A 20,621-nucleotide genomic window follows, 5' to 3' on the forward strand; every position below is an offset into this window, starting at 1 on the left:
CCCTGCACTGGTCATACTGGCGGCGAACATCCCAAGCCCAAGCCCGACGATCCCACTACCAGCGCAGACAGGCGAAGTGACGTTGGAGTACTAGGCGACATGGCGCTGAACAACCGCTCGTGAGTGGAGCCTGGGTACGGCCAGCAGCGGTCTCCACTTGCTCCGACGCACATAGAGGCGAGGCATCCCACTTGACGACATCGGCATGCGGGAGCCTCACGCCTCATGACCGGTTACAAATCGGCGACAGCCTGCTCGATCTTCTTGGCCGCCGACGGCTTCACCTTTCCTGACACGCGCACCAGCACTCGGCCTTCGTCGGCCCGATAGTGGTACTCAGTACCCAGAACCGGCAGCGCCTTCAACGCGTCCTGGATGTATGTCGAGCGCCGGTCGACGTCGTCCTTCGTTGGAAAGACCTCTATCACAAGGCCGCGATCGACGGTGTATTTCTCGCCATCCTTGTCTCCGCTAGGGAGGTCAGCTGAGGCCCGGGACGTGTAGCCGTTGGGACGGCCGAGAAGGTCGTTGGGATCAGTGTCTTCATCCTGGACCGCCCCTCTGGTCAGGCCAACTCTTGCGCCGGTCAACCTGTCGAGAACGGCGCTCGCGTCCCACCGCGTGGCCGGGGCGGAAGCAGAGGCTGCAGGGGAAGTACTGGACCCGACTGCAGCGGGCGCGGTGGGTGTATTGGGCTGATTGTCGCCGCAGCCGGCGACGCTGAGCGCGACAAGGGCGAGAGCAAGGATCCTGGTCCGGTTATGCACGAAGCGATCATGCCGTTTGCTTCCGCAATTCCTGCAGAGCAGAAAGGTGTCGCATGGCCGACAGCGGCGGCAAGGTGCCTATTCGATCTGGCCTTAACGCGTGAAGCGGAATCATCGGCAGGTCCTGTGGGTGGTCGGCATCGTGCCGTGGACCAGGTACGACGTGGTCAGGTTCAGGGCGCAGGCGTTGCCGCCGAGCACGTAGACGCCGTGCCCGCTCTCGTTGGCGGTCACCAGCCGAGCACGCTGCCCGAACTTCTCGCGCAGCAGCTTGCCGCCCGCCAACGGGGTGACCGGGTCCTGTCGGTTCTGCAGGATCAGCACGTTGCGCGGTCCCTCGGTGCTGATCGCGACGGGCGGTTCGGACGGCTCGTGCGTCCAGTAGGCGCAGGGGGTGATGTTCGCACTGGCGGCACCGAACAGCGGGTACCGCTTGCGGTCCTCGGCCACGGCGCGGCGGTAGGTGTCCACGTCCTCGGCCCATCCGACGTCGTTGCAGGTCACGGCGAGGAACACGGTGAAGGCGTTGTCGTTCGGGCTCGGGGTTTCCGCCGCCGCCAGCTGCGGCGTCTCGAAGGGGTCGAGGTACGCCTGCCAGGTCCGGGCGAGGTTGCCGTACTGCATCTTTCCGTAGAGGTGGGCGAAGGTCAGGTAACGGAAGATGGGGCCGGTGAGCCCGTCGGGCGATGGCGTTCGATCGAGCCGCTCGGCGATGGCGAAGTAGGTCTTGCGTACCTGCTGCGGCGTCCGGCCGAGCCCGTAGGAGTCGTGCCGTGCCGCCGCCCACGTCGCGAAGTCGGAAAAGGTCTGCTCCATGCCGAGCGCGAACCGGCGCAGTCCGTCCCGGTCGAGGTGGGTGTCGCCGAGGTTGCTGTCCAGCACGATCCGGTCGGTGCTGGCCGGGAACATCGAGGCGTACGCCGCACCCAGCGCCGAGCCGTAGGACGCCCCGTAGAAGCTGGCCTTCGTCTCGTCGAGCGTGGCGCGGATCAGGTCCAGGTCGCGGGTCATGTTGGCGGTGGTCAGGTGTCGCAGCCGCCCGTCGGGGTCGTTCGCCGCACAGCGGGCGGCGACCTCTTCGGCGATCTCCGCCTGCCGGATGACGGCCGCGTCGTCGACCGCGTACGGGGGGATGTTCGCCCAGTAGTCGTCGGCGGCGGTGAAGTTGCAGCTCATCGACGCGGAATGCCCGACGCCTCGGGTGTCCATTCCGATCAGGTCGTAGGCGTCCATGACGCTGGCCGGCAGTCCCTGCCCGATGAGTAACCCCGGCTGGTCCAGGCCGGTGCCACCCGGCCCGCCCGGGTTGAACATCAGCACACCACGCCGCTTCTCCAGCTTCGTGCTCGCGATCCGCTACACCATGATCTCGATCTGGGTGCCGTCCGGGTCGCCGTAGTCGAGCGGGACCGGCACCGTCGTGCACTGCACCTGTGCCTGTACCGCCGGCGGCACCACCACGTCCGCCGGGCAGGCCGTCCACTGCAGTCCGTCCGCCGGTCTGCCGGTCCTCGACTCTCCGGCCCGACTCAGAGCCAGTCGTGTTCGCGGGCGTACCGGGCCGCTTCGTGGCGGGTCCGGGTCTGCGTCTTGCGCATCGCGTTGGAGAGGTAGTTGCGGACGGTTCCGGGCGCGAGGTGCAGTCGGACGGCGATGTCGGCGACCGAGTAGCCCTCGCCGGTGACCCGCAGCACGTCGGCCTCGCGTTCGGTGAGCGGGCAGTCCTCGGTGATGGCCAGTGCGGACACGTCCGGGTCGATCCAGCGTTTGCCCGCGTGCAGGGTGGCCACGACCGAGGTGATGTGGGCCGGTTCGGCGGACTTGCTGACGAAGCCCTGGACGCCGAGCCGCAGCGCCTTGCGCAGCACGCCGGGACGGGCGTGCCGGGTCAGCATGAGGACCACCTGGTCCGGTAGCGTGCGCCGGATCTCCGCGACCGCGCCGAGGCCGTCGACGCCGGGCATCTCCAGGTCGATGACGAGTACGTCCGGCCGGTGCCGCAGGGTGGCCTCGACGGCGGACTGGCCGTCGTGCGCCTCGGCCAGGACGGTGATGTCCCCTTCCAGGGGAAGCAGTGCGGCCAGGGCCGACCGCAGCAGCACCTCGTCGTCGGCGAGCACGATGGTGGTCATCGCTCGTCCCTGCCCACGGTCGAGGGGGTGCCGACGGGAACCGGCGGAAACGTCGCGGCGGTCCGGAACCGCCCTTGTCGCTGTTGCACGGTCAACTCGCCTCCGTCGTCCGCCACCCGCTTGCCGAGAACGGACAGTCCGCTGAGTTCGGCGGGTCCGTCCCCGGTCACGCCGTCGTTGACGATGGTGATGCCCGACGCGGAGAGGGTGATCTGGACCTGGGTCGCCTGCGCGTGCCGCAGGATGTTGGTGGTCGTCTCGCGCAACACCTGGCCGAGTAGCTCACCGACCCGGGAGTCGACCTCGCCCTCCCGGGTCACCCGGACTCGGATACTGGCGGCCTCGAAGAGGTTCTTCGCGTTCTCGATCTCCGCGGTGAGGTTGAGCCGCCGAGACGCGTGGGCGAGTTCCTTGGTCTGCGCGATGGTGTCGCTGACCAGCGCGTACGTCTCCCGCAGTTCCTTCTCCGCCCGTGCGGTGTCGCGGACCATCAGCTTCTGCGCCAACGCGATCTTCAGCTTGACCACATGCAGGGTGTGGCCCTGGATGTCGTGCAGGTCGCTGGCGAAGCGGAACCGTTCCCGCACGACCGCCAACTCCGCCTCGCGTTCCCGGGTCTGCTCGAGTTCCCGGATCAGGTCGTAGAACCGTTCCCCCACCACCGTCATCAGCGTCACGACGACGGTGAGGGCGGCCGGAACGAGGACGTAGGCGACCAGGACCTGGCGTACGTCGTCGCGCTCCACCAGGAGTCGTGTCGCACCGACGGCGGCGACGTAGGCCAGCAGCGCGACCGCCGCCAGCACGCGCCGTCTCACCTCGCGCAGGGCGAGGGAGCCCACGGCGCAGACCCCCCACCAGGCGTTCGGACTGCCGGTGACCAGCGCACCGACCGGCCACACCGCTGCCGCGACGATCAGGCAGGGCAGGGCGACCCGCGCGAGGTCGTCCGCGGTCCACCGCTCGAAGGCGACCAGGGCCGCCACCACCCCCGGGGCCAGGACGAGAGCGTGCCACCAGGTACGCGAGTCGAGGTACAGCAGGAGCAGCGCGGCGAGCACCACCGGCGGGAGGGAGGTGATGAGGTTGATCCGACGCAGCCGTCCCCGCGTCGACTCGGTGAAGCGCGCCGATCTTGCAGTCACCACCCCAGTATCCGGCAGTGACCGGTCCCGACCAGTGACACCACGTCACATCCGGTCATGACGTGATCGCACTGACGGGTGACGACGATCGACGCTGTCATGGAGGCATGTCCAGCACACCAGTCATCGACGTCGAACGACTCAACCTTACTTACGGCGACTTCCACGCCGTACGGGACCTCTCCTTCCAGGTCCGGCGCGGCGAACTGTACGCACTGCTCGGCACCAACGGGGCCGGGAAGACCTCGACCCTGGAGGTCGTCGAGGGGCACCGGAAGCCGACCTCCGGCACGGTGCGTGTCTTCGGGCACAGCCCGCAGGACCGCCGCGCGGTACGTCCCCGGATGGGCGTGATGCTCCAGGAGAGCGGATTCTCCCCGGACCTCACGGTTCGTGAGTCCGTCGGTCTGGTCGGCCGGCTCACCCGGCGCACGGACGATGTCGACCGGGTACTCGACCTGGTGGACCTCACCGGGCGGGCCGGCCGGCGGGTCTCGCAGCTCTCCGGCGGTGAGAAGCGGCGGCTCGACTTCGCCACCGCCGCCTACGGCACCCCCGAGCTGATGTTCCTGGACGAGCCGACGACCGGCCTGGACATCCAGTCCCGCGACGACGTCTGGGCGACAGTGGACCGGATGCGGGAGAACGGTGCGACCATCGTGCTCACCACGCACTACCTGGAGGAGGCGCAGCAGCGCGCCGACCGGATCGGGTTGATGCACCAGGGCCGTCTGCACCGCGAGGGCAGCGTCACGGAGCTGACCCGTACCCTGCCGGCGGTCATCCGCTTCACCCTGCCCACGGCGGTGCCGGCGCTGCCGCTGGCGGCGGTCGTCGACGCCGACGGCACGGTCGTGGCCGAGACCTTCGCCCTGCAGAAGGACCTGCACCTGCTGCTGCGGTGGGCCGAGGACCAGGCCGTGGAGCTGCGGGACCTCACGGCCGGACCGACCCGGCTCGACGACGTGTTCCGCGCCCTCGGTAACTGACCGCACCTTCGACAGGAGTGTCACCGTGTTGTCCATCGCGTCCAGCGAGCTGATCCAGATCTTCCGCAACCGGCTGGTCCTGATCACCAGCCTCATCGTCCCGGTCGCGGTCTGTGTGTTCTTCGTCCGCCAGCACGAGACCTTCGCCGCCATCGGCAGCCTCGGCTACATCGCGGCGATCGTGATGTTCACCGTGGCCGCGTTCGGGCTCTACGCCACCGCCGTCACCACCCTGGCCTCGCGGCGGCAGAACCTGTTCCTCAAGCGGTTGCGCTCCACCGCCGAGAGCGACACCGGCATCCTCGCCGGTCTGTTGCTTCCCGTCGTCGTCCTCGCCGTGGTGCAGGTGACCGCCATCCTCATCGCCCTGGCCGTCGTCGCCGGTCAGCCCTCCGACGTCCTCCTGCTCATGGTGGCGACCATCGCCACCCTCGCCATGATGGTCGGCTTGGCGCTGGCCACCGCAGGCCTGACGAACTCACCCGAGCACGCCCAGGTCACCACGCTTCCGGTCACGCTCGGCGTGATCGCCGCGGCAAGCTGGGTGGGCATCACCGGCACGGCGGACCTCGCCTGGCTCAAGCGGCTGCTGCCCGGCGGCGCGGCCACCGAGCTGACCATGAACGCGTGGAACGGCGGCGTCGCCGTGGCCGACTCCCTGCTCCTGCTGGCGCCCACGCTGGGATGGGTCGCCGTCGCCGTCGCCCTCGCCACCCGACTCTTCCGCTGGGAGCCCCGCCGATGACCGTCGACACCTGGAAGCCCTCGGACCCGCCGACCCTGGCCGAGGATCTTCTCCTGCTTCTCTTCCAGCCCCGGTCCGGCACCGTCGCCGGAGAGAACACCCTCTTCTACGTCCTCGCCGGAGCCGTCCTCGCCGACCTCGCGCTCGGCGGTCACCTGGCGACCACGGCGAAGGGCCTGATCGGCGGCGTCGCGGAGCACGAACCCTCCGACGACCTCCTGCGCTCGACCTGGGACTACGTCTCGGACAAGCCCCGCAGCGCGCAGACCGTCCTGGCGGCGATCGGCCCCGGCCTACGCCAGCCGGTGCTGGACCGACTCGTCCGACGTGGCGACATCCGCCAGGAAGCGCGCACCGTGCTCGGTCTGTTCCGCTCCACGACCCTGCGGGACGGCGGCACCGACCGGCGTGCACGCCTGCTGGCCGAGGTCCGGCAGGTCCTCGTGGAAGGTGCGGAGCCGTCGGTCCGGGTCGCGGCGCTCGCGGCACTGCTCTCCGCCAGTGGAACGCTTCCCCAGTTCGATCGTGAGATCCCGTGGACGTCGCCGGTGATCGAGCGCGCAAAGGACCTCGAACGGGGCGACTGGGGCGCCACCGCCGCAGCGGAGGCCGTGACCCGCACCGTGACGGCCGCCGTCGTCAACAGCGCCGTCGCGGCCATCACCGTGCTTCCCCGAAGCTGAGGCCCGACCACTCGCTGTGGACGCGTACCGCCGGTCAGCGGGGCTGGGTGGACAGGGCCGCGATCAGTGTCTGCGGTGCGACGGTGGCGGGCCGGTCGCTGACCTGTCCGTCGCCGAGTTCGACGACCCGCCACACACCGTCGGCGCGCAGCGCGAGGTCCACGGTGACGAAGGGTAGGCCGAGCCCGGCGATCAGCGGTGCGACCGGGGCCAGGTCGACCTCGGCCGTCGCGGCGGCGTCCGGGCTGTCGGGGTGCGGTCCGATCAGGACGCACTCGCCGTCGACCCACCAGGTGCGGACCTCGGCGGAGGTGAAGTGTTCGAAGCGCCGCAGCACGAATCCGCCCACGAAGTCGTCCTCGCGCAGCTCCAGGAACCGGCGCGCGACGCGCCACGCCGCCGCGCCGTCGGCGAGGTCGGGAATGTACGCGGCCTCGTCCCAGTGGTGCTTCATCGACTTGCTGTAGTCGCGCAGTACCGCCGGTCCCGCGCCCAGTGCGACACGGGCGCGGTCGAAGTCGGCACGCTCCGCGCCCGTGGTCCAGACCGAGCGCGGGGTGACCGGAGCGAGTGCGGCGTACCAGCCGGGCAGTTCGTGCGCCCGCCGGTACTGCGCAGCGTCGGTCCGCAGCACCACGCCGCGCTCGGCGAGCGCCTCGGCGAACATGGCGTACTGCTCGCTGCGCAGCATCCAGCCCCGGTACACGGCCGTGCCGGGGCCCTGGACCGGGGCGACCGCCCGGCGTGCGTCCCCGCCCCGGGCCACCGCGTCGTGGTCGACCACCGCCGCCGTGAATCCGAGGGCACGTGCCGCCTGCGCCTCCGCCGTGAAGTGGTCGTCGGGTTGGCGTGGGCGCATCGGATTCGCGGGGACCATCAGGATCACGGACACATCCTGCCCCACCGGAGCTACCGGCCCTCTCGGCCGACGATCCCAGGCGTTCGACCGGTGACCAGGGCGGCGATCGGCTAGGCAAAGCCGACACCGACACATCGATACGACCGTCGATATGATCGGCCGACGATCGACGCCTGCGGAGGTTCGGATGCGGATGGCACGGTTCTCGGCGGTGTGGCGCGGTGCCCGGTCACGGCTCGACCGCTGGCTGTCCATCGCCCGTCTCCTCCCACACGCGGGTGTGCCGACGCTGGGCGCGGCCCTCGCGGTGAACGTCCTGCTCGGTCTGCTGCCGATCGGGTTCATCGTGGCCACGAGCGTGATGGTGCAACGGCTCGCCGAGGCGATCGGCGGCGACGAGCAGGCGTGGAGCGCGACGGTGCTCGCGTTGGGTCTCGCCGCGCTGGCCTTCTTCCTCCAGCAGGTGCTCGCACCGGCGCAGACGGCGTTGGGGCACCTGGTGACGTGGCGGGTGGACGCGTGGTGCACGCGTCGCCTGATGACCTCGGCGTTGGTGGACGCGCCGATCTCGGCGTTGGAGGACGCGACGGAGCTGGATCGGCTGAGTCGGGCCCGGGAGGCGTTCGGCCGGACCATGCCGACCCCGGGTGACGCCGCCGCCGGTGCGCTGGCGTTGCTGCCCCGGTACGGGCAACTCGGCGGGGCGGTGGTGGTGCTCTGGGTGGCGTTGTCGCCGTGGGCGGCGGTCGTGGCCGGGGTGACGGCGCTCGTGGTGCGCTTCGGTCAGCGTGGGGCGCTGGGGCGGTTCGGGACGTTCCTCAAGGGTCTCTTCCCGACCTGGCGGCACGCGTCCTATGTGCGGTCGATGGCGGCGGGGGCGGCGTTCGCCAAGGAGATCCGGGTGTTCGGTCTGATCGGCTGGGTCCGGGAGCGGCACCGCTCGGAGTACCTGGACTACCTGCGGCAGTTCTGGGCGGGACGGCGGCGGATCAACCTGCGTCCCTTCCTCGGGTACGCGGCGGTCGGCCTCGTCGGGGCGACGGTCGTCTTCGTGCTGATCGCGCAGGCCGCCGCCGGTGGACGGCTGAGCGTGCTGGAACTGGGGCTGGCGGTGCAGGCGGCGCTGATCCCGATCCGCTTCGGGGTGCACTTCCCGGAGAGCGACGTGCCGACGCAGTACGGGCTCCAGTCGTACGAGGCGATGACCGACTTCGCGCAGTCGGCCCGGTCGCGGGCGGCGTTGGCGGCGCCGGTCACCGGTGAGACGGCGGCCGACCGCCCGGAGCGGGAGGTGCGGTTCGAGCAGGTGCGGTTCCGGTACGCCCCGCAGGGTGCGGAGGTCCTGCGGGGGTTGGATCTGACGTTGCCGGCGGGCCGGTCGACGGCGATCGTCGGGCTCAACGGCGCCGGCAAGACCACGCTGGTCAAGTTGCTGACCCGGTTGTACGACCCGGTGGCGGGCCGGATCACGGTGGACGGGCGGGATCTGCGCGAGTACGACGTGGCGCAGTGGCAGTCCCGGATCGCGGTGGTGTTCCAGGACTTCGTCCGGCTGGAGCTGAGCGCGGCGGAGAACGTCGACCTGGCGGCCGGTGCCGACCCGGACGACGAGTCGCCGCTGTGGGCGGCGCTGGATCGGGCGGGAGCGCGTGAGGTGGTCGAGGGGCTGGACGCCGGTCTGTGGACGACGCTGTCGAGCCGGTACGCCGGTGGGCAGGACCTCTCCGGTGGGCAGTGGCAGCGGGTGGCGTTGGCCAGGGCGATGCGCAAGGTCGCCGCGGGGGCGTCGATGATCGTGCTGGACGAGCCCACGAGCCAACTCGACGTCCGCGCCGAGGTGGACTTCTTCGACCGTTTCCTGGAGATCAGCCGGGGGTTGACGACGGTGGTCATCTCGCACCGGTTCTCGACGGTCCGTCGGGCCGACCACATCGTGGTGGTGGCCGACGGGGTGGTGCAGGAGCAGGGCACCCACGACGAGTTGGTGGCCGCCGGGGGCGGTTACGCCACGTTGTTCCGGCTGCAGGCCGACCGGTTCGCCGACGCGGAGGCGGGCCGATGAGCGGGTTGGGGCGGGCGGCCCGGTTCCTGGTGGTGCTGGCGCTGCGGACCGACCGGCGGCGGGCCGGGCTGGCCGCCGTCATGATCGCGGCGGGCTATCTGGCCTCGCCGATGGTGGCGGTGCTGCTCGGTCGGTTGGTCGACGCGGCGCTGGCGGCGCAGACGGACGTGGCGGTGACGCTGGCGGCGGCGGTGGCCGTGGTGCTGGTCGTCGAGCTGATGATGGCGCACTTCGCGCATCTTCAGTACTTCGAGCTCGCCGAGTTGATGGAGTTGAAGCTGCACGGCGAGCTGATTGAGCGGGCCAACGGCAGCGTGGACCTGGCTCAGCTCGACGACTCCCGGTTCGCCGACGAACTGCAGGTGGTGCGGGATGACATCTCGCCGATGCAGGTCCCGGTGGAGGGGCTGCTACAACTGGCGGGCGTGGTCGGTCAGCTCGTGGTCACCACCGTACTCCTGGGGTTGTTGAATCCCTGGTTGGCGCTGCTGCCGCTGGCGGCGGTGCCGCCGGTGCTGTTGGCGCGGCGGGCGCAGCGGCTGGTGGATCGGGCCAAGGACGAGACGGCGGAGGGGATCCGGCGCTCGCAGCACCTGTTGCAGGTGGCCACCTCGGCGTCGTCGGTGAAGGAGTTGCGGCTGTTCGGCACCGGTCCGGACCTGGTGCGTCGTCAGCAGGCCACGATGGCGGCGGTGACGTCGACGGTCTGGCGGGCGCAGGCGAGCGGGGCGGCGGTCCGTGCGGCCGGGCAGGCGTTCTTCGCGCTCAGCTACGGGGCGGCGCTCTGGCTGGTGGTCCGGGACGTCGCCGACGGTCGGGGCAGCGTCGGCGACGTGGTGTTGGCGGTGACGCTTGCGGTGCAGGTGAGTCTGCAGGTCGCCAACGGTCTGGGGCTGCTCGGCACGCTCCAGGGGTTCGGCACGACGGTACGCCGGCTGGAGTGGCTGCGGGCGGCCAGTGCGGTGCCGGACGGCGCGTCGGAGTCGACCGGGTCGGCGGCACCGACCCGGCTCGGCGAGGGCATCCGGTTCGAGGGGGTGGGTTTCCGTTATCCGGGGGCCACCCGGTCGGTGTTGCGGGACGTGACCTTCGAGTTGCCGGCGGGCAAGACCGTGGCGATCGTCGGTGAGAACGGTGCGGGCAAGAGCACGCTGGTGAAGCTGCTGTACGGCCTGTACCGGCCGACGCAGGGCCGGATCCTCGTCGACGGTGTGCCACTGGACGAGGTGGACGCCGCGCAGTGGCGGTCACGGACGTCGGCGATGTTCCAGGACTTCGCCCGGCTGGAGTTGACGCTGCGGGAGAACGTCGGGATCGGTGCGGTGCAGCGGATCGACGACGAGGAGGCGGTGCGTCGGGCAATCGACTCGTCGGGGGCGCAGCGCGTCGTCGACGCGGTGGAAGGTGGGCTGGACGGATACCTGGGCACCGGCTTCACCGACGGGCAGGAGCTGTCGGGTGGTCAGTGGCAGTCGTTGGGGCTGGCCCGGTCCCAGATGCGGACCGAGCCGCTCCTGTTGGCGTTGGACGAACCGGCGGCGGCGTTGGACGCCGCCGCCGAGCATGCGATCTTCGTCCGGTACGCCGAGTCGGCCCAGCGGGCACAGCGACGTGGCGGGATCACCGTCTTCGTCTCCCACCGCTTCTCCACCCTGCAGATGGTGGATCTGATCGTGGTGCTCCAGGACGGCACGGTGCGCGAGTCCGGGTCACACGCCGATCTGCTGGCCAGTGGTGGGCTGTACGCGGAGCTGTACCTGATGCAGGCGCGCGCGTACGGTCCGTCCGGTGAAGATCAGCCGCCGGTGGCGAGCTGACGGTCGATGAGCGCGGCGAGCCCGGCGACGCTCACGTTGTCCATCAGCTCGACGGCGGAGAGTTCGACGTCGAAGAGGTCCTCCGCCTGGGCGAGCATGTGGACCAGTTGCATGCTGTCGGCGCCCAGCGCGATGAGGTCCTGGCTCATCTCGTCGGGGGTGAATCCGAGGAGGGGTTCGACCACTTCGGTGACGAGTCGGCGTTCGGTGTCGGTCGGTGCGGCGGAGGGGCTCAGCTCAGTCATCTCGCTCTCCAGTCGGGGCCGCCCGCGATCGCGGGCGGAACCAGTATGGCCCGCCGTCGATGGACCGGAGGTGCCGTGTGGCACCGCGACGTCCGACGATATTGACAGTGGCCGAAGTGGCTTCATAGGCTACCTTCCGGCCATAAGCGGCATCGCCGGACAGGTGGTGCCGCCGCCCAGACCGGAGCGGGGGATCCCGGTATGGAGAGGAAGCCCGGCCACGATCTCGTGGTGACGGTGCGAGAGGCACGGCAGGCGCAGGCGGCGGCCACCTGGGCGCAGCGGGAGATCTGGGACGTCATCGACTGGTTGGGTGATCAGCCGCAGAGCTTCACGATGCGCGAGATGGTGCCGGTTCCGCCGGGTGTCACGCTCGCCGGGGTGCGGCGTGCGCTGGAGGAGGCCGTCGCGCGCGTCGACGTGCTCCGCACCCGGCTGGTCATGGGCGCAACGGGTCTGCGGCAGGAGGTCGACGGGTCCGGCACCCTGACGGTGCCGGTCTGGTCGGCGGCGCCCGACCGGGTGACAGCGGACGCCAAGGAGTTGGTCGCGGCGATGACCGCAGCGGTGTTCGACCTGGCCCGGCAGTGGCCGGTGCGGTTCGCCCTGGTCCTGGCCGACGAGACGCCCGCCGCGCTGGTGCTGAACGTCTCGCACGCGGCCGTCGACGCGAGCGGGTTGGCGCTGCTCAAGGCGGAGCTGCGCGACGCTCTGGCGGGTGTGCCGGTCGAGCCGGTCGAGTCGAGGTGGCAGCCGCTGGATCAGGCCGCGTACGAGGCGAGCGAGCCGGGACGCAGGCGCAGCCGGCGGGCGGTGCGGTTCCGCGAGGACCTGCTCGGCGAGGTGCCCGAGTCACTCGTGCCGCCGTCGTCCGAGCCGCCGCACACGCCGCGGATCGTGCAGGTCGACATCGAGTCGTCGGCCGTCGCGGTGGCCGCGGAGCTGCTCGCCGACCGGCAACGGGTGAGCACCAGCGCGGTCCTGCTCGCCGCCCAGGCAGCGGTGGTCTCCCAGCACACCGGCGTGGATCCGGTGTTCCTCACCCTGATCGTCGGTGGGCGGGTGGAACGTCGACTCCAGACGATGATCGGCCCGGTGGTGCAGAACGGTCTGTTCCGGGTCGACGTCGGGACGGGTTCGTTCGCCGATCTGGTCACCCGCTGCTACCGGCAGGCCCTGCTGACCTATCAGCACGGCAACCACGACACCGCCGAGCTGGCCGAGGCGCGGCAGCGGGTGGCGGCGCGCCGGGGGTTCGTGCCGCAGGTCGGCGTCTTCTTCAACGACGCCCGGGAGCAGCAGCGGTGGTCGGGGCTGCCGCAGGTGCGGTCCGATCCGCAGCAGCTGGCCGAGGATCTCGCCGCGCTGTGCCGCGACACCCGGATCACGTACGTGACCGGCTGGGACCAGCAGGACCTGACGGTGTTCCTCAGTGTCTCGGACGCGCCGGGTGCGGCCGCGTTGCAGCTGCGGGTGGACACCGCGTACGTGGGAGTCGAGGACGCCCGGCGGATGCTGGCCGGAATCGAGTCGCTGCTGGTCGCCGCAGCGGTCGGCGATCTCGACATGCGGCAGGCGGGTCAGGTCGTCGGCGTCCGGCCGGCGGCGGGCCGTTCCGGCTCCCACTGACCACGTCCGGCGGTACGGCAGGACCGGCGCGCCGGCGACTCAGCGTGTTCGTGAGGCGTCCGGACAACGGCGGTGTGCCGGCACTAGTGTGGTGGGCCGACACGGCTGGAGGGGAGTTCGGTGGCTGAGGTTGATGCCGGCGACTGGGTGGCGCGAGTGGCCGACGACGTGGTGGCGGAGTGGGAGCGCCGACCCGGGACACCGGTGCTCGTCTGTGCCTCGGGGATCAGTCCGTCCGGGCCGATCCACCTGGGTAACCTGCGCGAGATCATGGTCCAGCACTTCGTCGCCGACGAGTTGGGGCGGCGTGGGTTGCCGAGCAGGCATCTGCTCTCCTGGGACGACTACGACCGGCTGCGCAAGGTTCCGGCCGGGGTCGACCCCTCCTTCGCGGAGTACGTCGGCCGTCCGCTGACCGGGGTGCCGGACCCGTGCGGGGAGCACGAGAACTGGGCCGAGCACTTCAAGGCCCCGTTCCGGGCGGCGCTGCGTCAGCTCGGTGTGGTCGTCGACGAGATCTCGCAGACCGCCATGTACACCAGCGGCCGATACCGCGAGCAGGTCGTCACGGCCATGCGGGCTCGGGAGCTGATCGGCTCGGTGCTGGGCAGATACCGCACCAAGGTCGACCAGGGCGAGTCCGAGGAGGGGCTGACCGCCGACGACACCTACTACCCGTACAAGGTCTACTGCGCGGTCTGCCGGCGCGACGACACCACGATCGTGTCCTTCGACGACGAGACCACCCAGATCCGCTACACCTGCGCCTGCGGGCACTCCGACCAGGCCCGGCTGGACCGGCAGGATCCGGGGAAGCTGGTCTGGAAGGTCGACTGGCCGATGCGGTGGGCGTACGAGCAGGTCCTGTTCGAGGCGGCCGGAGTGGACCACTCCTCCCCCGGCTCCAGCTACACCGTCGGCGGCGAGGTGGTCGACCGGGTCTACGGCGGCAAGGCGCCGGTCTATCGGGGCTACTCGTTCGTCGGCACCAAGGGGGCGGCCAAGCTCAGCGGTTCCGCCGGTGCCGCCCCGACGCCGGACGACGCGTTGCGGATTCTGGAACCGGCCCTGGTGCGCTGGTTGTACGTGCGGCGTCGGCCGAACCAGTCCATCACGGTGGCCTTCGACCAGGAGGTGAGCCGGCTCTACGACGAGTGGGACGCCCTGGTGGGGCGGGTTCGGGCGGGCACCGCGTCGGAGGTCGACGCGGTGGTGCTGGACCGCTCGCTGCGTACGGCCGAGGTGGAGCTGCCGCAGACCGCGCGGCCGATGTCCTTCCGCACCCTGGCGTCGGTGTACGACATCACCGCCGGCACCGAGGAGCAGACGCTGCGGATCCTGCGGGACATGACGCCGCAGGATCCGGTGGGTTCGTTGGACGAGGTACGTCCCCGGCTCGACCGCGCGGCGGACTGGGTCGCCACGCACGTCGCGCCGGCGGAGCGTACGCAGGTGCGGACGGAGCCGGACCGGGAGCTGCTGGCCTCCCTCGACTCGGTGCAGCGTGAGGGGTTGCGGTTGCTAGCCGAGGGGCTGACGGAGAACTGGACGCTGGACGGGCTGACCACCCTGGTCTACGGGGTGCCGAAGCAGCAGCTCGGGCTTCCGCTGGACACCGCGCCCACTCCCGAGCTGCGGGCCGCCCAGCGGGCGTTCTTCAGTCTCGTGTATCAGCTCCTGGTGCACCGCGACACCGGCCCTCGGCTGCCGACCCTGTTGCTGACGCTCGGTGCCGACCAGGTCCGGGCGCTGCTCACCCCGCAGGAGGCCGACGCGACCGCCGGTCGGGGCTGAGCAGGGGTCGACCAGGGTCGATCGCGCTCATCCATGGGGATGGATTGCCCGGTGGGTCGGTGATGGGTTAAGAAGGCTGTCTGCCCTCGACACCCGACATCCGACAGGACGCCCATGGCCCTCATCGCCGTCGAAGACCTTCGTCGACTGGTACTCGCACTGCTCGGTCAGGCCGGCGCGCCGGACGACGTCGCGGAGGTCGTCGCCGATTCGCTGATCGGCGCCGACCTGGCCGGGCACGGCTCGCACGGTGTGCTCAAGCTGCCGTCGTACCTGCGGGACATCGCCCAGGGCCGGCTGAAGCCGACCGCGCGGCCCTTCGTCGTCGACGACGCGCCCGCGACCGCCGTGGTCGACGGCGCGGGCGGCTTCGGTCACCTGGCCGCCCGGTACGCCGTCGATCTGGTGGTGGAGAAGGCCGCCCACAGCGGACTGGCGGCGGTGGTGATGTCGCACGCGCACCACACCGGGCGGCTGGGCGGCTGGTCCGAGCGCATCGCCGACGCCGGCCTGATCGGCTTGTTGACCGGCGGAGAGGGTCAGGGTCCGTGGAAGGTCGCGCCGCACGGCGGGACGGACGGCGCCCTGGCCACCAACCCGGTCACCTGGGCCATCCCGCGCGCGGCGGGCCGACCTCCGGTGGTGTTGGACTTCGCCACCAGCATGGTCTCCATCGGGAAGCTGCAGATCGCGCGGGCCGCCGGAGCGCAGACCGTGCCTCCGGGGTGGCTGCTGGACGCGCAGGGCGCTCCGAGTGTCCGCCTGGAGGACTTCTTCACCGGCGGGCACCTGTTGCCGTTCGGGGGCCACAAGGGTTTCGCGCTCGCGGTGATCGCCGAACTGCTCGCCGTCGGGCTCAGCGACGGTGACCGGTTCGCCGGTGCCGAGCGGTCGAGTTGCCTGTTCGTGCTCGCCGTCGACCCGGCCCGGTTCGGACCACCGGAACGGTTGCACGACTTCGTCGAGGCGACGGTGCGGCGGCTCAAGGCCGTGCCGGCCGATCCGGACTCCGGCGAGGTGCTGGTGCCGGGCGAGCCGGAGCAGCGCGCCCGGGCGTCGGCCGACGGGGTGGTGCTGCCCGACGCCACGTGGCGGGACCTGTGCACGGTGGCCGCCGGTCTCGGCATCGAGGTGCCGGCGGCGGCCGACGCCTCGGGTGCGGGCGGGTCGGGTGCGGGCGCCTCGGGTGCGGGCGGGTCGGGTGCGGGCGGGTCGGGTGCGGGCGGGTCGGGTGCGGGCGGGTCGGAGTCGATCCCGACGGAGGGAACGGCGTGAACATCCTGGTGGCCGGGCGGCTCGGCCGGTACCCGGAGCGGATCATGACGTTGGCCGAGCGGGGGCACCGGTTGACGTACGTCACGATGCCGGCGCCGGTGCAGCGGCCCACGCCGGACGTGCTGCCGTCGAGTGTGCCGCAGTACCGGCTGCCGGCGGGGCCGGCCGGTGCGGAGTTGACCCGGATCGCGGCGGAGCACCGCGTGGACGTGGTCTACAGCCTGAAGAACGTCTGGGACGGGTCGTTGCAGTTGCTCGGCGAGTTGCTCGACGCCGGGGTGGGACCGGTGGTGCGGCACCACAAGGAGCACTTCTGCGAGTCGGCCGAGCTGGAGCGGCGGGCGTTGACCGAGACCGCCGGGCAGATCTACATCAACCAGGAGTCGCTGGACTACTTCCGTGGTGCGTACGGGGTCAGCGACGCATCGGCGCACCTGCTGGACCCGGACTACCTGCCGGCGAGGTACTTCACCGACGAGCTGACCGGCAAGCTGCACGCCCGCGACTCAGAGCCGCATCTGCTGGTGGCCGGTGGGGTGTCCAGCACCCGGGGCCGTACCGACATCCGCGAGCTGTGTGCGGCGTTGAGCCGCCGCCGGGTCCATGTGCACATCTACGGCGGCAAGTACATCGGCCCGAACGCCCAGTCGATCTGGAGTGTGGACAACGCGCACGCCCGCGCCGAGTACGCCCGGCTCGCCGAGAGCGGTTACGTGCATCTGCACGACCACATTCCGCCGGAGCGGTTCGTCGCCGAGTGGTCCCGGTACGACGCCGGGTTGATGCACGTGGTGGCGCAGGGCACTCACGAGGTGGGTTTCCAGCGGATGAACCGGCCGAACCGGCTGGTGCCGTACCTGGCCGCCGGGTTGCCGGTGGCGCAGCAGCGCGGCGGCCAGGAGGCCATGGAGCGCATCGTGCGGCAGGAGGGGATCGGTTTCCTGTTCGACGGGTACGACGACCTGGCCGACGTGCTGCACGACCGGGCGCGACTGGACCGGCTCGGTGCCGACGTGCTGGCCCGGCGGCGGGAGTACACCTTCGAGCGGCACGCCGACGCGCTGCTGGAGGTGCTGGCGGGCTACGCCGGACGACGCTGACCGGCGTGCCGGTCGCCGGTCGCCGGTGCCGGCTTGGGGTTAGGAAGGGTCCCCTGCTATGCACTAGGCGTTAGCAGGGGACCCCTCCTTACACGCCCAGGCGGGTGAGGCGGGCGCGGGTGTGGATCCAGCGCACGGTCGCGTCGCGCCGCCACCGGCGTACGGCGTTGCGGTCCTGCCGCAGCGATCGGTACTCGACGCCGGCGCGCAGGGCGCCCTCGCGCAGGCGCAGCAGGGCCGGATGGGGTGGTGCGGCGGGCCCGGCGACGTCGGCGGGGTAGCCCAGTTCGGCCATCACCGGCCCGGCGGCGGCCTCCACCATGCCGACCTCGGCGGGGTCCAGGCGGCTGCGCCAGGTGCCGACGCTGCTGGTGGTCACCGGTCGGCCGGCGTTGCGCCAGGACTCCGAGAGGCTGGCCAGGGCCCGGGCCGTCGGGGTGCGGTCGTGGGCGAACAGCGCGGGTTCCGGCGACTCCCCCAGCCAGGCGCAGAGCTGCGTGATCATGTCCTGGGGCTGCCGCACCAGGTCCTCGTAGCGCAGCAGGTGGACCGTGTCGGAGCCGTGGCGGGCCAGCGCGTCGGCGGCCGAGGTCTGCTGCCGGGCCCAGAGCTGCCCAGTGAGGTAGGGGTGGCAGTGCCCGAACACCGCGCGGCGAGCGGAGGCGGCCACGTCCCGGGGGTCGCGGACCAGCCAGACGAACCGGGCCGCCGGGTACTCGGCCAGCACGTCGGCCACGTGGTCGACCATGAAGGTGCTCTTGCAGCCCCAGCGGGCCTTCCCCTCCGCCTCGCGGTACTGCTCGTAGAGTTCGGCGACCACCCCGAAGAGGGTGGGACTCGCCCGGGCCACCGCCAGGTCGGGGTCGACGCGGTGCGGCCACGGGGAGATGTGCCGGTCGAGCAGGAGGCAGGCGTCGTGGACGAGCCGTCGCCGGTTGCCCTCGTCGGTGAGATCGCCGTAGCAGTCGGCCACCGGGGCCAGGTAGCGCATGAAGTGCGGCGGGTGCGGGACGGCGATGCGGGAGTGTGCGTTCAGCACCAGGCGGAGCAGGTTCGAGCCGGAGCGTTCGGTGCCGATGATGAGTACCGGGCTCCGGGTGCGCCCGCTCCGCCCGGTGCCGTCCGTGGTCACGCCGCGCCGGCGGTGACCAGCCCTCCGGTCACCTTCTTCGCACCGCAGGCCATCAGGCTGCTTCCGGCGGCGGCCACCTCCGGCGAGGCCACCTGGTCCAGGGTGTACCGCTCGGAGCCGGGCACCAGCGGCGCGCCCGCGGAGCTGGCCTGCGCCCGCCAGCCCGAGCCGGCGTACGAGGTGGAGCGGGTCAGCCCGTCGTCGGGGTTGGGGTGGAAGTGGGTGAAGTTCTCGGGCCAGTGCTGGAAGTCCATCACCGGGCCAGGCTGGTACGCGTCGTAGACGCGCTTGTAGGCGTCGCGGCAGGCCTGCTCGGACAGTCCGCTGACGTTGAGGAACTCGTCCTCGTGCAGGGCCTGCTCGATGGAGAGCCAGTTGACGTGGTCCAGTTCGCTGCGCATCAGGCCGGACTGGAGCGCCTGCTGGTAGACGGTGGTGCCGGGCATCGCGGAGAGGTACTTGACCCGGGTCACGTGGTTGTACGTCTCGGCGAACTCGACCATGTGGTTGAGCGACTCCTCGCTCTCGTTGGGCAGGCCGACGATGAGCAGGGCACCGAACCGTACGCCGCCGTCGAACGTGGTCCGCATGGCCCGGACGGTGATGTTCTCCGAGTTGCCCTTGCGGGCCTCGCGCAGCACCTCGGAGCCGAGGGACTCGACGCCGTAGAGGATGATGTCGGCGCCCGCGTCCCGCATCGCGTCGATCCTGGGCTTGTCCATGTCGGCGCACCGGGTCAGGCAGGTCCAGCGCAGGTCGTGGTCCTTGATGACGTCGCAGATCTCGATGGTCTGCCGGCGGTGGGAGCTGAACGTGAGGTCGACGAAGAAGCTGAACTCGATGCCGTAGCGGCTCTTGAGCCAGGCCAGGTCGGCGTCCATCTTCTCGGGTGACTTGGCGCGTACCTGGGGGGTGGTCCGGTAGCAGAAGGAGCAGTCCATCTTGCAGCCACGGCTGTAGGAGGAGATGATCTGCGGCTGGAGGCCCATCGGGCTCTGCGCCTGCGGCCACAGTTCCAGGCGCATCCGGGGCAGCGCGTCGAGGTCCATCATCTGTCCGCGCGGCGGGGTGCGCTTCACGACGCCTTCCGGGCTGCGATAGAGGATGCCGCGGATGGTCGGTAGGTCCTGTGCCCAGCGGCCGGCCGCGTAGCTCTCCATCAGGTCGAGGATGGTGATCTCGCCCTCGCTGATCACCGCGATGTCGCAGGCGGTGTGTTCCATGAACAGGTTGGGCACCGAGGTGACCAGCGAGCCCCCGCAGATGATGGGGATCTCGGGTGCGTTGTCCCGGACCATGGCCATCAGCTCGTTGCAGAACGGGAAGTTGTCCTCGAAGGTGCAGATGCCCAGGACGTCGGTCTGGCCGATGATCTGGTCGTAGGCGGCCTGGAGGGGGTTCGGGGTGTATCGGACGTCGACGATGCGCACCGGGTAGCCGGCGTTGTGCAGGACGGTGGAGATGTAGGAGGCCCCCTCGTAGGGGGACGTCAGGAAGAACTCCCAACCACGCGGCATGGTGAACGGTGACGGGCCGACGACCAGGGTGAACCGGGGCAGGGTGGGGTCGGTGGGTACCGGCGTCTTGTCCTGCTCCCGCATCTGTTCCTGGTAGCGGTGGTCGACGGAGTTCGTGGCGTTGGCGTACAGCTCGGGAGCGAGGGAAAGGACACGAGGCATGACTTGAGACCTTCCTGTCGTCGCCGCCGGGCCGTCCGGTCGGGACACCCGGCGATTGAGCACGATTATATCGAGCTTTGTCGATCTAGAGGCGTCTCGTCGTCTCCCGGGCCGGACTCACCGGCCACCGGATAGACGCTCGGATCGTCGAGGGGGACCTTCAGCCACGAGATCATCTGACGCACCTGGTGGTACGCGGCCAGCCGACGGGCGTCGTCGTCCGCGGCCTCCGCCTCGGCGATCGGCTTCCACAGTCGCCGCACCATGACCGGGCCGATCTCCAACAGCCCTTCACTGCCGCCGGTCGCCCAGCGGGCAAGCACGTAGCGGGCCAGGACACCGACCGGGATGCCCAGGTTGCGCGACATCCCGCGCAGGGTGACCAGCGGGTCGAGCATGCCGTACCGCATCACCTCGTCGCGGAAGTTGGCGTGCGGGTCGTCCTCCGGCCAGGTGGCGTGCCAGCGTTCCAGGCGGACGAGCGGCTCCTCGGCCGGTTCCCCGCCGACGTTGCGCTCCGACGCCGATGTGGTCATCTCGCCTCCCACGTCGCTGCTTGCGTGCTCAG

The 20,621-nt window shown here is 70.8% G+C and carries 18 protein-coding genes; 9 read left to right on the plus strand and 9 right to left on the minus strand.

The features are described from left to right. Nucleotides 1-233: 233 nt before the first annotated feature. The 4 genes from ACZ31C_RS31485 to ACZ31C_RS31500 all read right to left on the minus strand — a co-directional run bounded on the left by ACZ31C_RS31485 (nucleotide 234) and on the right by ACZ31C_RS31500 (nucleotide 4,044). Nucleotides 234-767: a hypothetical protein gene (locus tag ACZ31C_RS31485; protein WP_465798378.1), complete on the minus strand. Its 534-nt coding sequence runs from the start codon at nucleotides 765-767 to the stop codon at nucleotides 234-236. A gap of 111 nt (nucleotides 768-878) precedes the next feature. Beyond that, a complete protein-coding gene (locus ACZ31C_RS31490; RefSeq protein WP_465798379.1) occupies nucleotides 879-2,081 on the minus strand; it encodes an alpha/beta hydrolase in 1,203 nt (400 codons plus the stop codon). Between the two features lie 215 nt (nucleotides 2,082-2,296). After that, entirely contained in the window at nucleotides 2,297-2,899 is a 603-nt protein-coding gene (locus tag ACZ31C_RS31495) for a response regulator (RefSeq protein WP_465798380.1), read from the minus strand. Then, nucleotides 2,896-4,044 carry a sensor histidine kinase gene (locus tag ACZ31C_RS31500; protein ID WP_465798381.1) on the minus strand — a complete coding sequence of 383 codons (1,149 nt, stop codon included), beginning with the start codon at nucleotides 4,042-4,044 and terminating at the stop codon, nucleotides 2,896-2,898. The genes ACZ31C_RS31495 and ACZ31C_RS31500 overlap by 4 nt, the downstream gene beginning before the upstream one ends. A 107-nt stretch (nucleotides 4,045-4,151) precedes the next feature. On the opposite strand from ACZ31C_RS31500, the gene ACZ31C_RS31505 reads away from it, so the two are divergent. Genes ACZ31C_RS31505 through ACZ31C_RS31515 form a run of 3 tightly spaced genes read left to right on the plus strand, consistent with a single transcriptional unit; the run spans nucleotide 4,152 to nucleotide 6,461 of the window. Continuing rightward, nucleotides 4,152-5,033: an ABC transporter ATP-binding protein gene (locus ACZ31C_RS31505; RefSeq protein ID WP_465798382.1), complete on the plus strand. Its 882-nt coding sequence runs from the start codon at nucleotides 4,152-4,154 to the stop codon at nucleotides 5,031-5,033. Nucleotides 5,034-5,058: 25 nt separating this feature from the next. Then, complete coding sequence (locus tag ACZ31C_RS31510; RefSeq protein ID WP_465798383.1) at nucleotides 5,059-5,778, plus strand: hypothetical protein; 720 nt, start codon at nucleotides 5,059-5,061, stop codon at nucleotides 5,776-5,778. Beyond that, a complete protein-coding gene (locus tag ACZ31C_RS31515; RefSeq protein WP_465798384.1) occupies nucleotides 5,775-6,461 on the plus strand; it encodes a GOLPH3/VPS74 family protein in 687 nt (228 codons plus the stop codon). Before ACZ31C_RS31510 ends, ACZ31C_RS31515 begins: the two co-directional genes overlap by 4 nt. Nucleotides 6,462-6,495: 34 nt before the next feature. Here ACZ31C_RS31515 and ACZ31C_RS31520 read toward each other — a convergent pair whose 3' ends face one another. Beyond that, on the minus strand, nucleotides 6,496-7,338 hold the full coding sequence (locus ACZ31C_RS31520) for an ATP-grasp domain-containing protein (protein ID WP_465798446.1): 843 nt from the start codon (nucleotides 7,336-7,338) through the stop codon (nucleotides 6,496-6,498). A gap of 169 nt (nucleotides 7,339-7,507) precedes the next feature. On the opposite strand from ACZ31C_RS31520, the gene ACZ31C_RS31525 reads away from it, so the two are divergent. Continuing rightward, nucleotides 7,508-9,382: an ABC transporter ATP-binding protein gene (locus ACZ31C_RS31525; protein ID WP_465798385.1), complete on the plus strand. Its 1,875-nt coding sequence runs from the start codon at nucleotides 7,508-7,510 to the stop codon at nucleotides 9,380-9,382. After that, nucleotides 9,379-11,199, plus strand: coding sequence for an ABC transporter ATP-binding protein (locus ACZ31C_RS31530; protein WP_465798386.1), 1,821 nt, complete (start codon nucleotides 9,379-9,381; stop codon nucleotides 11,197-11,199). Before ACZ31C_RS31525 ends, ACZ31C_RS31530 begins: the two co-directional genes overlap by 4 nt. Here ACZ31C_RS31530 and ACZ31C_RS31535 read toward each other — a convergent pair. Beyond that, nucleotides 11,178-11,444 carry an acyl carrier protein gene (locus tag ACZ31C_RS31535; protein ID WP_350699624.1) on the minus strand — a complete coding sequence of 89 codons (267 nt, stop codon included), beginning with the start codon at nucleotides 11,442-11,444 and terminating at the stop codon, nucleotides 11,178-11,180. The two genes, ACZ31C_RS31530 and ACZ31C_RS31535, sit on opposite strands and share 22 nt — an antisense overlap. Before the next feature lie 231 nt (nucleotides 11,445-11,675). Between ACZ31C_RS31535 and ACZ31C_RS31540 the strand changes: the two genes are divergently transcribed. The 4 genes from ACZ31C_RS31540 (at nucleotide 11,676) to ACZ31C_RS31555 (ending at nucleotide 17,242) form a co-directional block, all read left to right on the plus strand. Then, nucleotides 11,676-13,073 (plus strand): condensation domain-containing protein, encoded by a 1,398-nt coding sequence (locus ACZ31C_RS31540; RefSeq protein ID WP_465798387.1) that lies wholly within the window; start codon nucleotides 11,676-11,678, stop codon nucleotides 13,071-13,073. A 120-nt stretch (nucleotides 13,074-13,193) separates the two neighbouring features. Then, nucleotides 13,194-14,867 (plus strand): lysine--tRNA ligase, encoded by a 1,674-nt coding sequence (gene lysS, locus ACZ31C_RS31545; protein WP_465798388.1) that lies wholly within the window; start codon nucleotides 13,194-13,196, stop codon nucleotides 14,865-14,867. Nucleotides 14,868-14,981: 114 nt separating this feature from the next. Beyond that, nucleotides 14,982-16,142: an Ldh family oxidoreductase gene (locus tag ACZ31C_RS31550; RefSeq protein WP_465798389.1), complete on the plus strand. Its 1,161-nt coding sequence runs from the start codon at nucleotides 14,982-14,984 to the stop codon at nucleotides 16,140-16,142. After that, entirely contained in the window at nucleotides 16,139-17,242 is a 1,104-nt protein-coding gene (locus tag ACZ31C_RS31555) for a glycosyltransferase family protein (protein ID WP_465798390.1), read from the plus strand. Before ACZ31C_RS31550 ends, ACZ31C_RS31555 begins: the two co-directional genes overlap by 4 nt. Nucleotides 17,243-17,330: 88 nt before the next feature. Here ACZ31C_RS31555 and ACZ31C_RS31560 read toward each other — a convergent pair whose 3' ends face one another. The 3 genes from ACZ31C_RS31560 to ACZ31C_RS31570 form a co-directional block, all read right to left on the minus strand. After that, on the minus strand, nucleotides 17,331-18,374 hold the full coding sequence (locus ACZ31C_RS31560; RefSeq protein ID WP_465798391.1) for a sulfotransferase family protein: 1,044 nt from the start codon (nucleotides 18,372-18,374) through the stop codon (nucleotides 17,331-17,333). Then, nucleotides 18,371-20,053 (minus strand): B12-binding domain-containing radical SAM protein, encoded by a 1,683-nt coding sequence (locus tag ACZ31C_RS31565; protein WP_465798392.1) that lies wholly within the window; start codon nucleotides 20,051-20,053, stop codon nucleotides 18,371-18,373. Before ACZ31C_RS31565 ends, ACZ31C_RS31560 begins: the two co-directional genes overlap by 4 nt. 65 nt (nucleotides 20,054-20,118) lie before the next feature. Further along, the gene (locus ACZ31C_RS31570) at nucleotides 20,119-20,589 is read right to left on the minus strand and encodes a DUF6027 family protein (protein WP_350699636.1); all 471 of its coding nucleotides are present in this window, start codon (nucleotides 20,587-20,589) and stop codon (nucleotides 20,119-20,121) included. Nucleotides 20,590-20,621 lie beyond the last annotated feature (32 nt).

It is taken from the genome of Micromonospora sp. NPDC023869 (assembly GCF_055559695.1).

What these genes read in the sequence shown, in the direction of transcription:
- ACZ31C_RS31550 (WP_465798389.1), top strand. Translation starts at nt 14,982, where the DNA reads ATGGCCCTCATCGCCGTCGAAGACCTTCGTCGACTGGTACTCGCACTG.
- ACZ31C_RS31530 (WP_465798386.1), top strand. Translation starts at nt 9,379, where the DNA reads ATGAGCGGGTTGGGGCGGGCGGCCCGGTTCCTGGTGGTGCTGGCGCTG.
- ACZ31C_RS31535 (WP_350699624.1), bottom strand. Translation starts at nt 11,444, where the DNA reads ATGACTGAGCTGAGCCCCTCCGCCGCACCGACCGACACCGAACGCCGA.
- ACZ31C_RS31570 (WP_350699636.1), bottom strand. Translation starts at nt 20,589, where the DNA reads ATGACCACATCGGCGTCGGAGCGCAACGTCGGCGGGGAACCGGCCGAG.
- ACZ31C_RS31525 (WP_465798385.1), top strand. Translation starts at nt 7,508, where the DNA reads ATGCGGATGGCACGGTTCTCGGCGGTGTGGCGCGGTGCCCGGTCACGG.
- ACZ31C_RS31505 (WP_465798382.1), top strand. Translation starts at nt 4,152, where the DNA reads ATGTCCAGCACACCAGTCATCGACGTCGAACGACTCAACCTTACTTAC.
- ACZ31C_RS31490 (WP_465798379.1), bottom strand. Translation starts at nt 2,081, where the DNA reads ATGTTCAACCCGGGCGGGCCGGGTGGCACCGGCCTGGACCAGCCGGGG.
- ACZ31C_RS31495 (WP_465798380.1), bottom strand. Translation starts at nt 2,899, where the DNA reads ATGACCACCATCGTGCTCGCCGACGACGAGGTGCTGCTGCGGTCGGCC.
- ACZ31C_RS31565 (WP_465798392.1), bottom strand. Translation starts at nt 20,053, where the DNA reads ATGCCTCGTGTCCTTTCCCTCGCTCCCGAGCTGTACGCCAACGCCACG.
- ACZ31C_RS31520 (WP_465798446.1), bottom strand. Translation starts at nt 7,338, where the DNA reads ATGGTCCCCGCGAATCCGATGCGCCCACGCCAACCCGACGACCACTTC.
- ACZ31C_RS31515 (WP_465798384.1), top strand. Translation starts at nt 5,775, where the DNA reads ATGACCGTCGACACCTGGAAGCCCTCGGACCCGCCGACCCTGGCCGAG.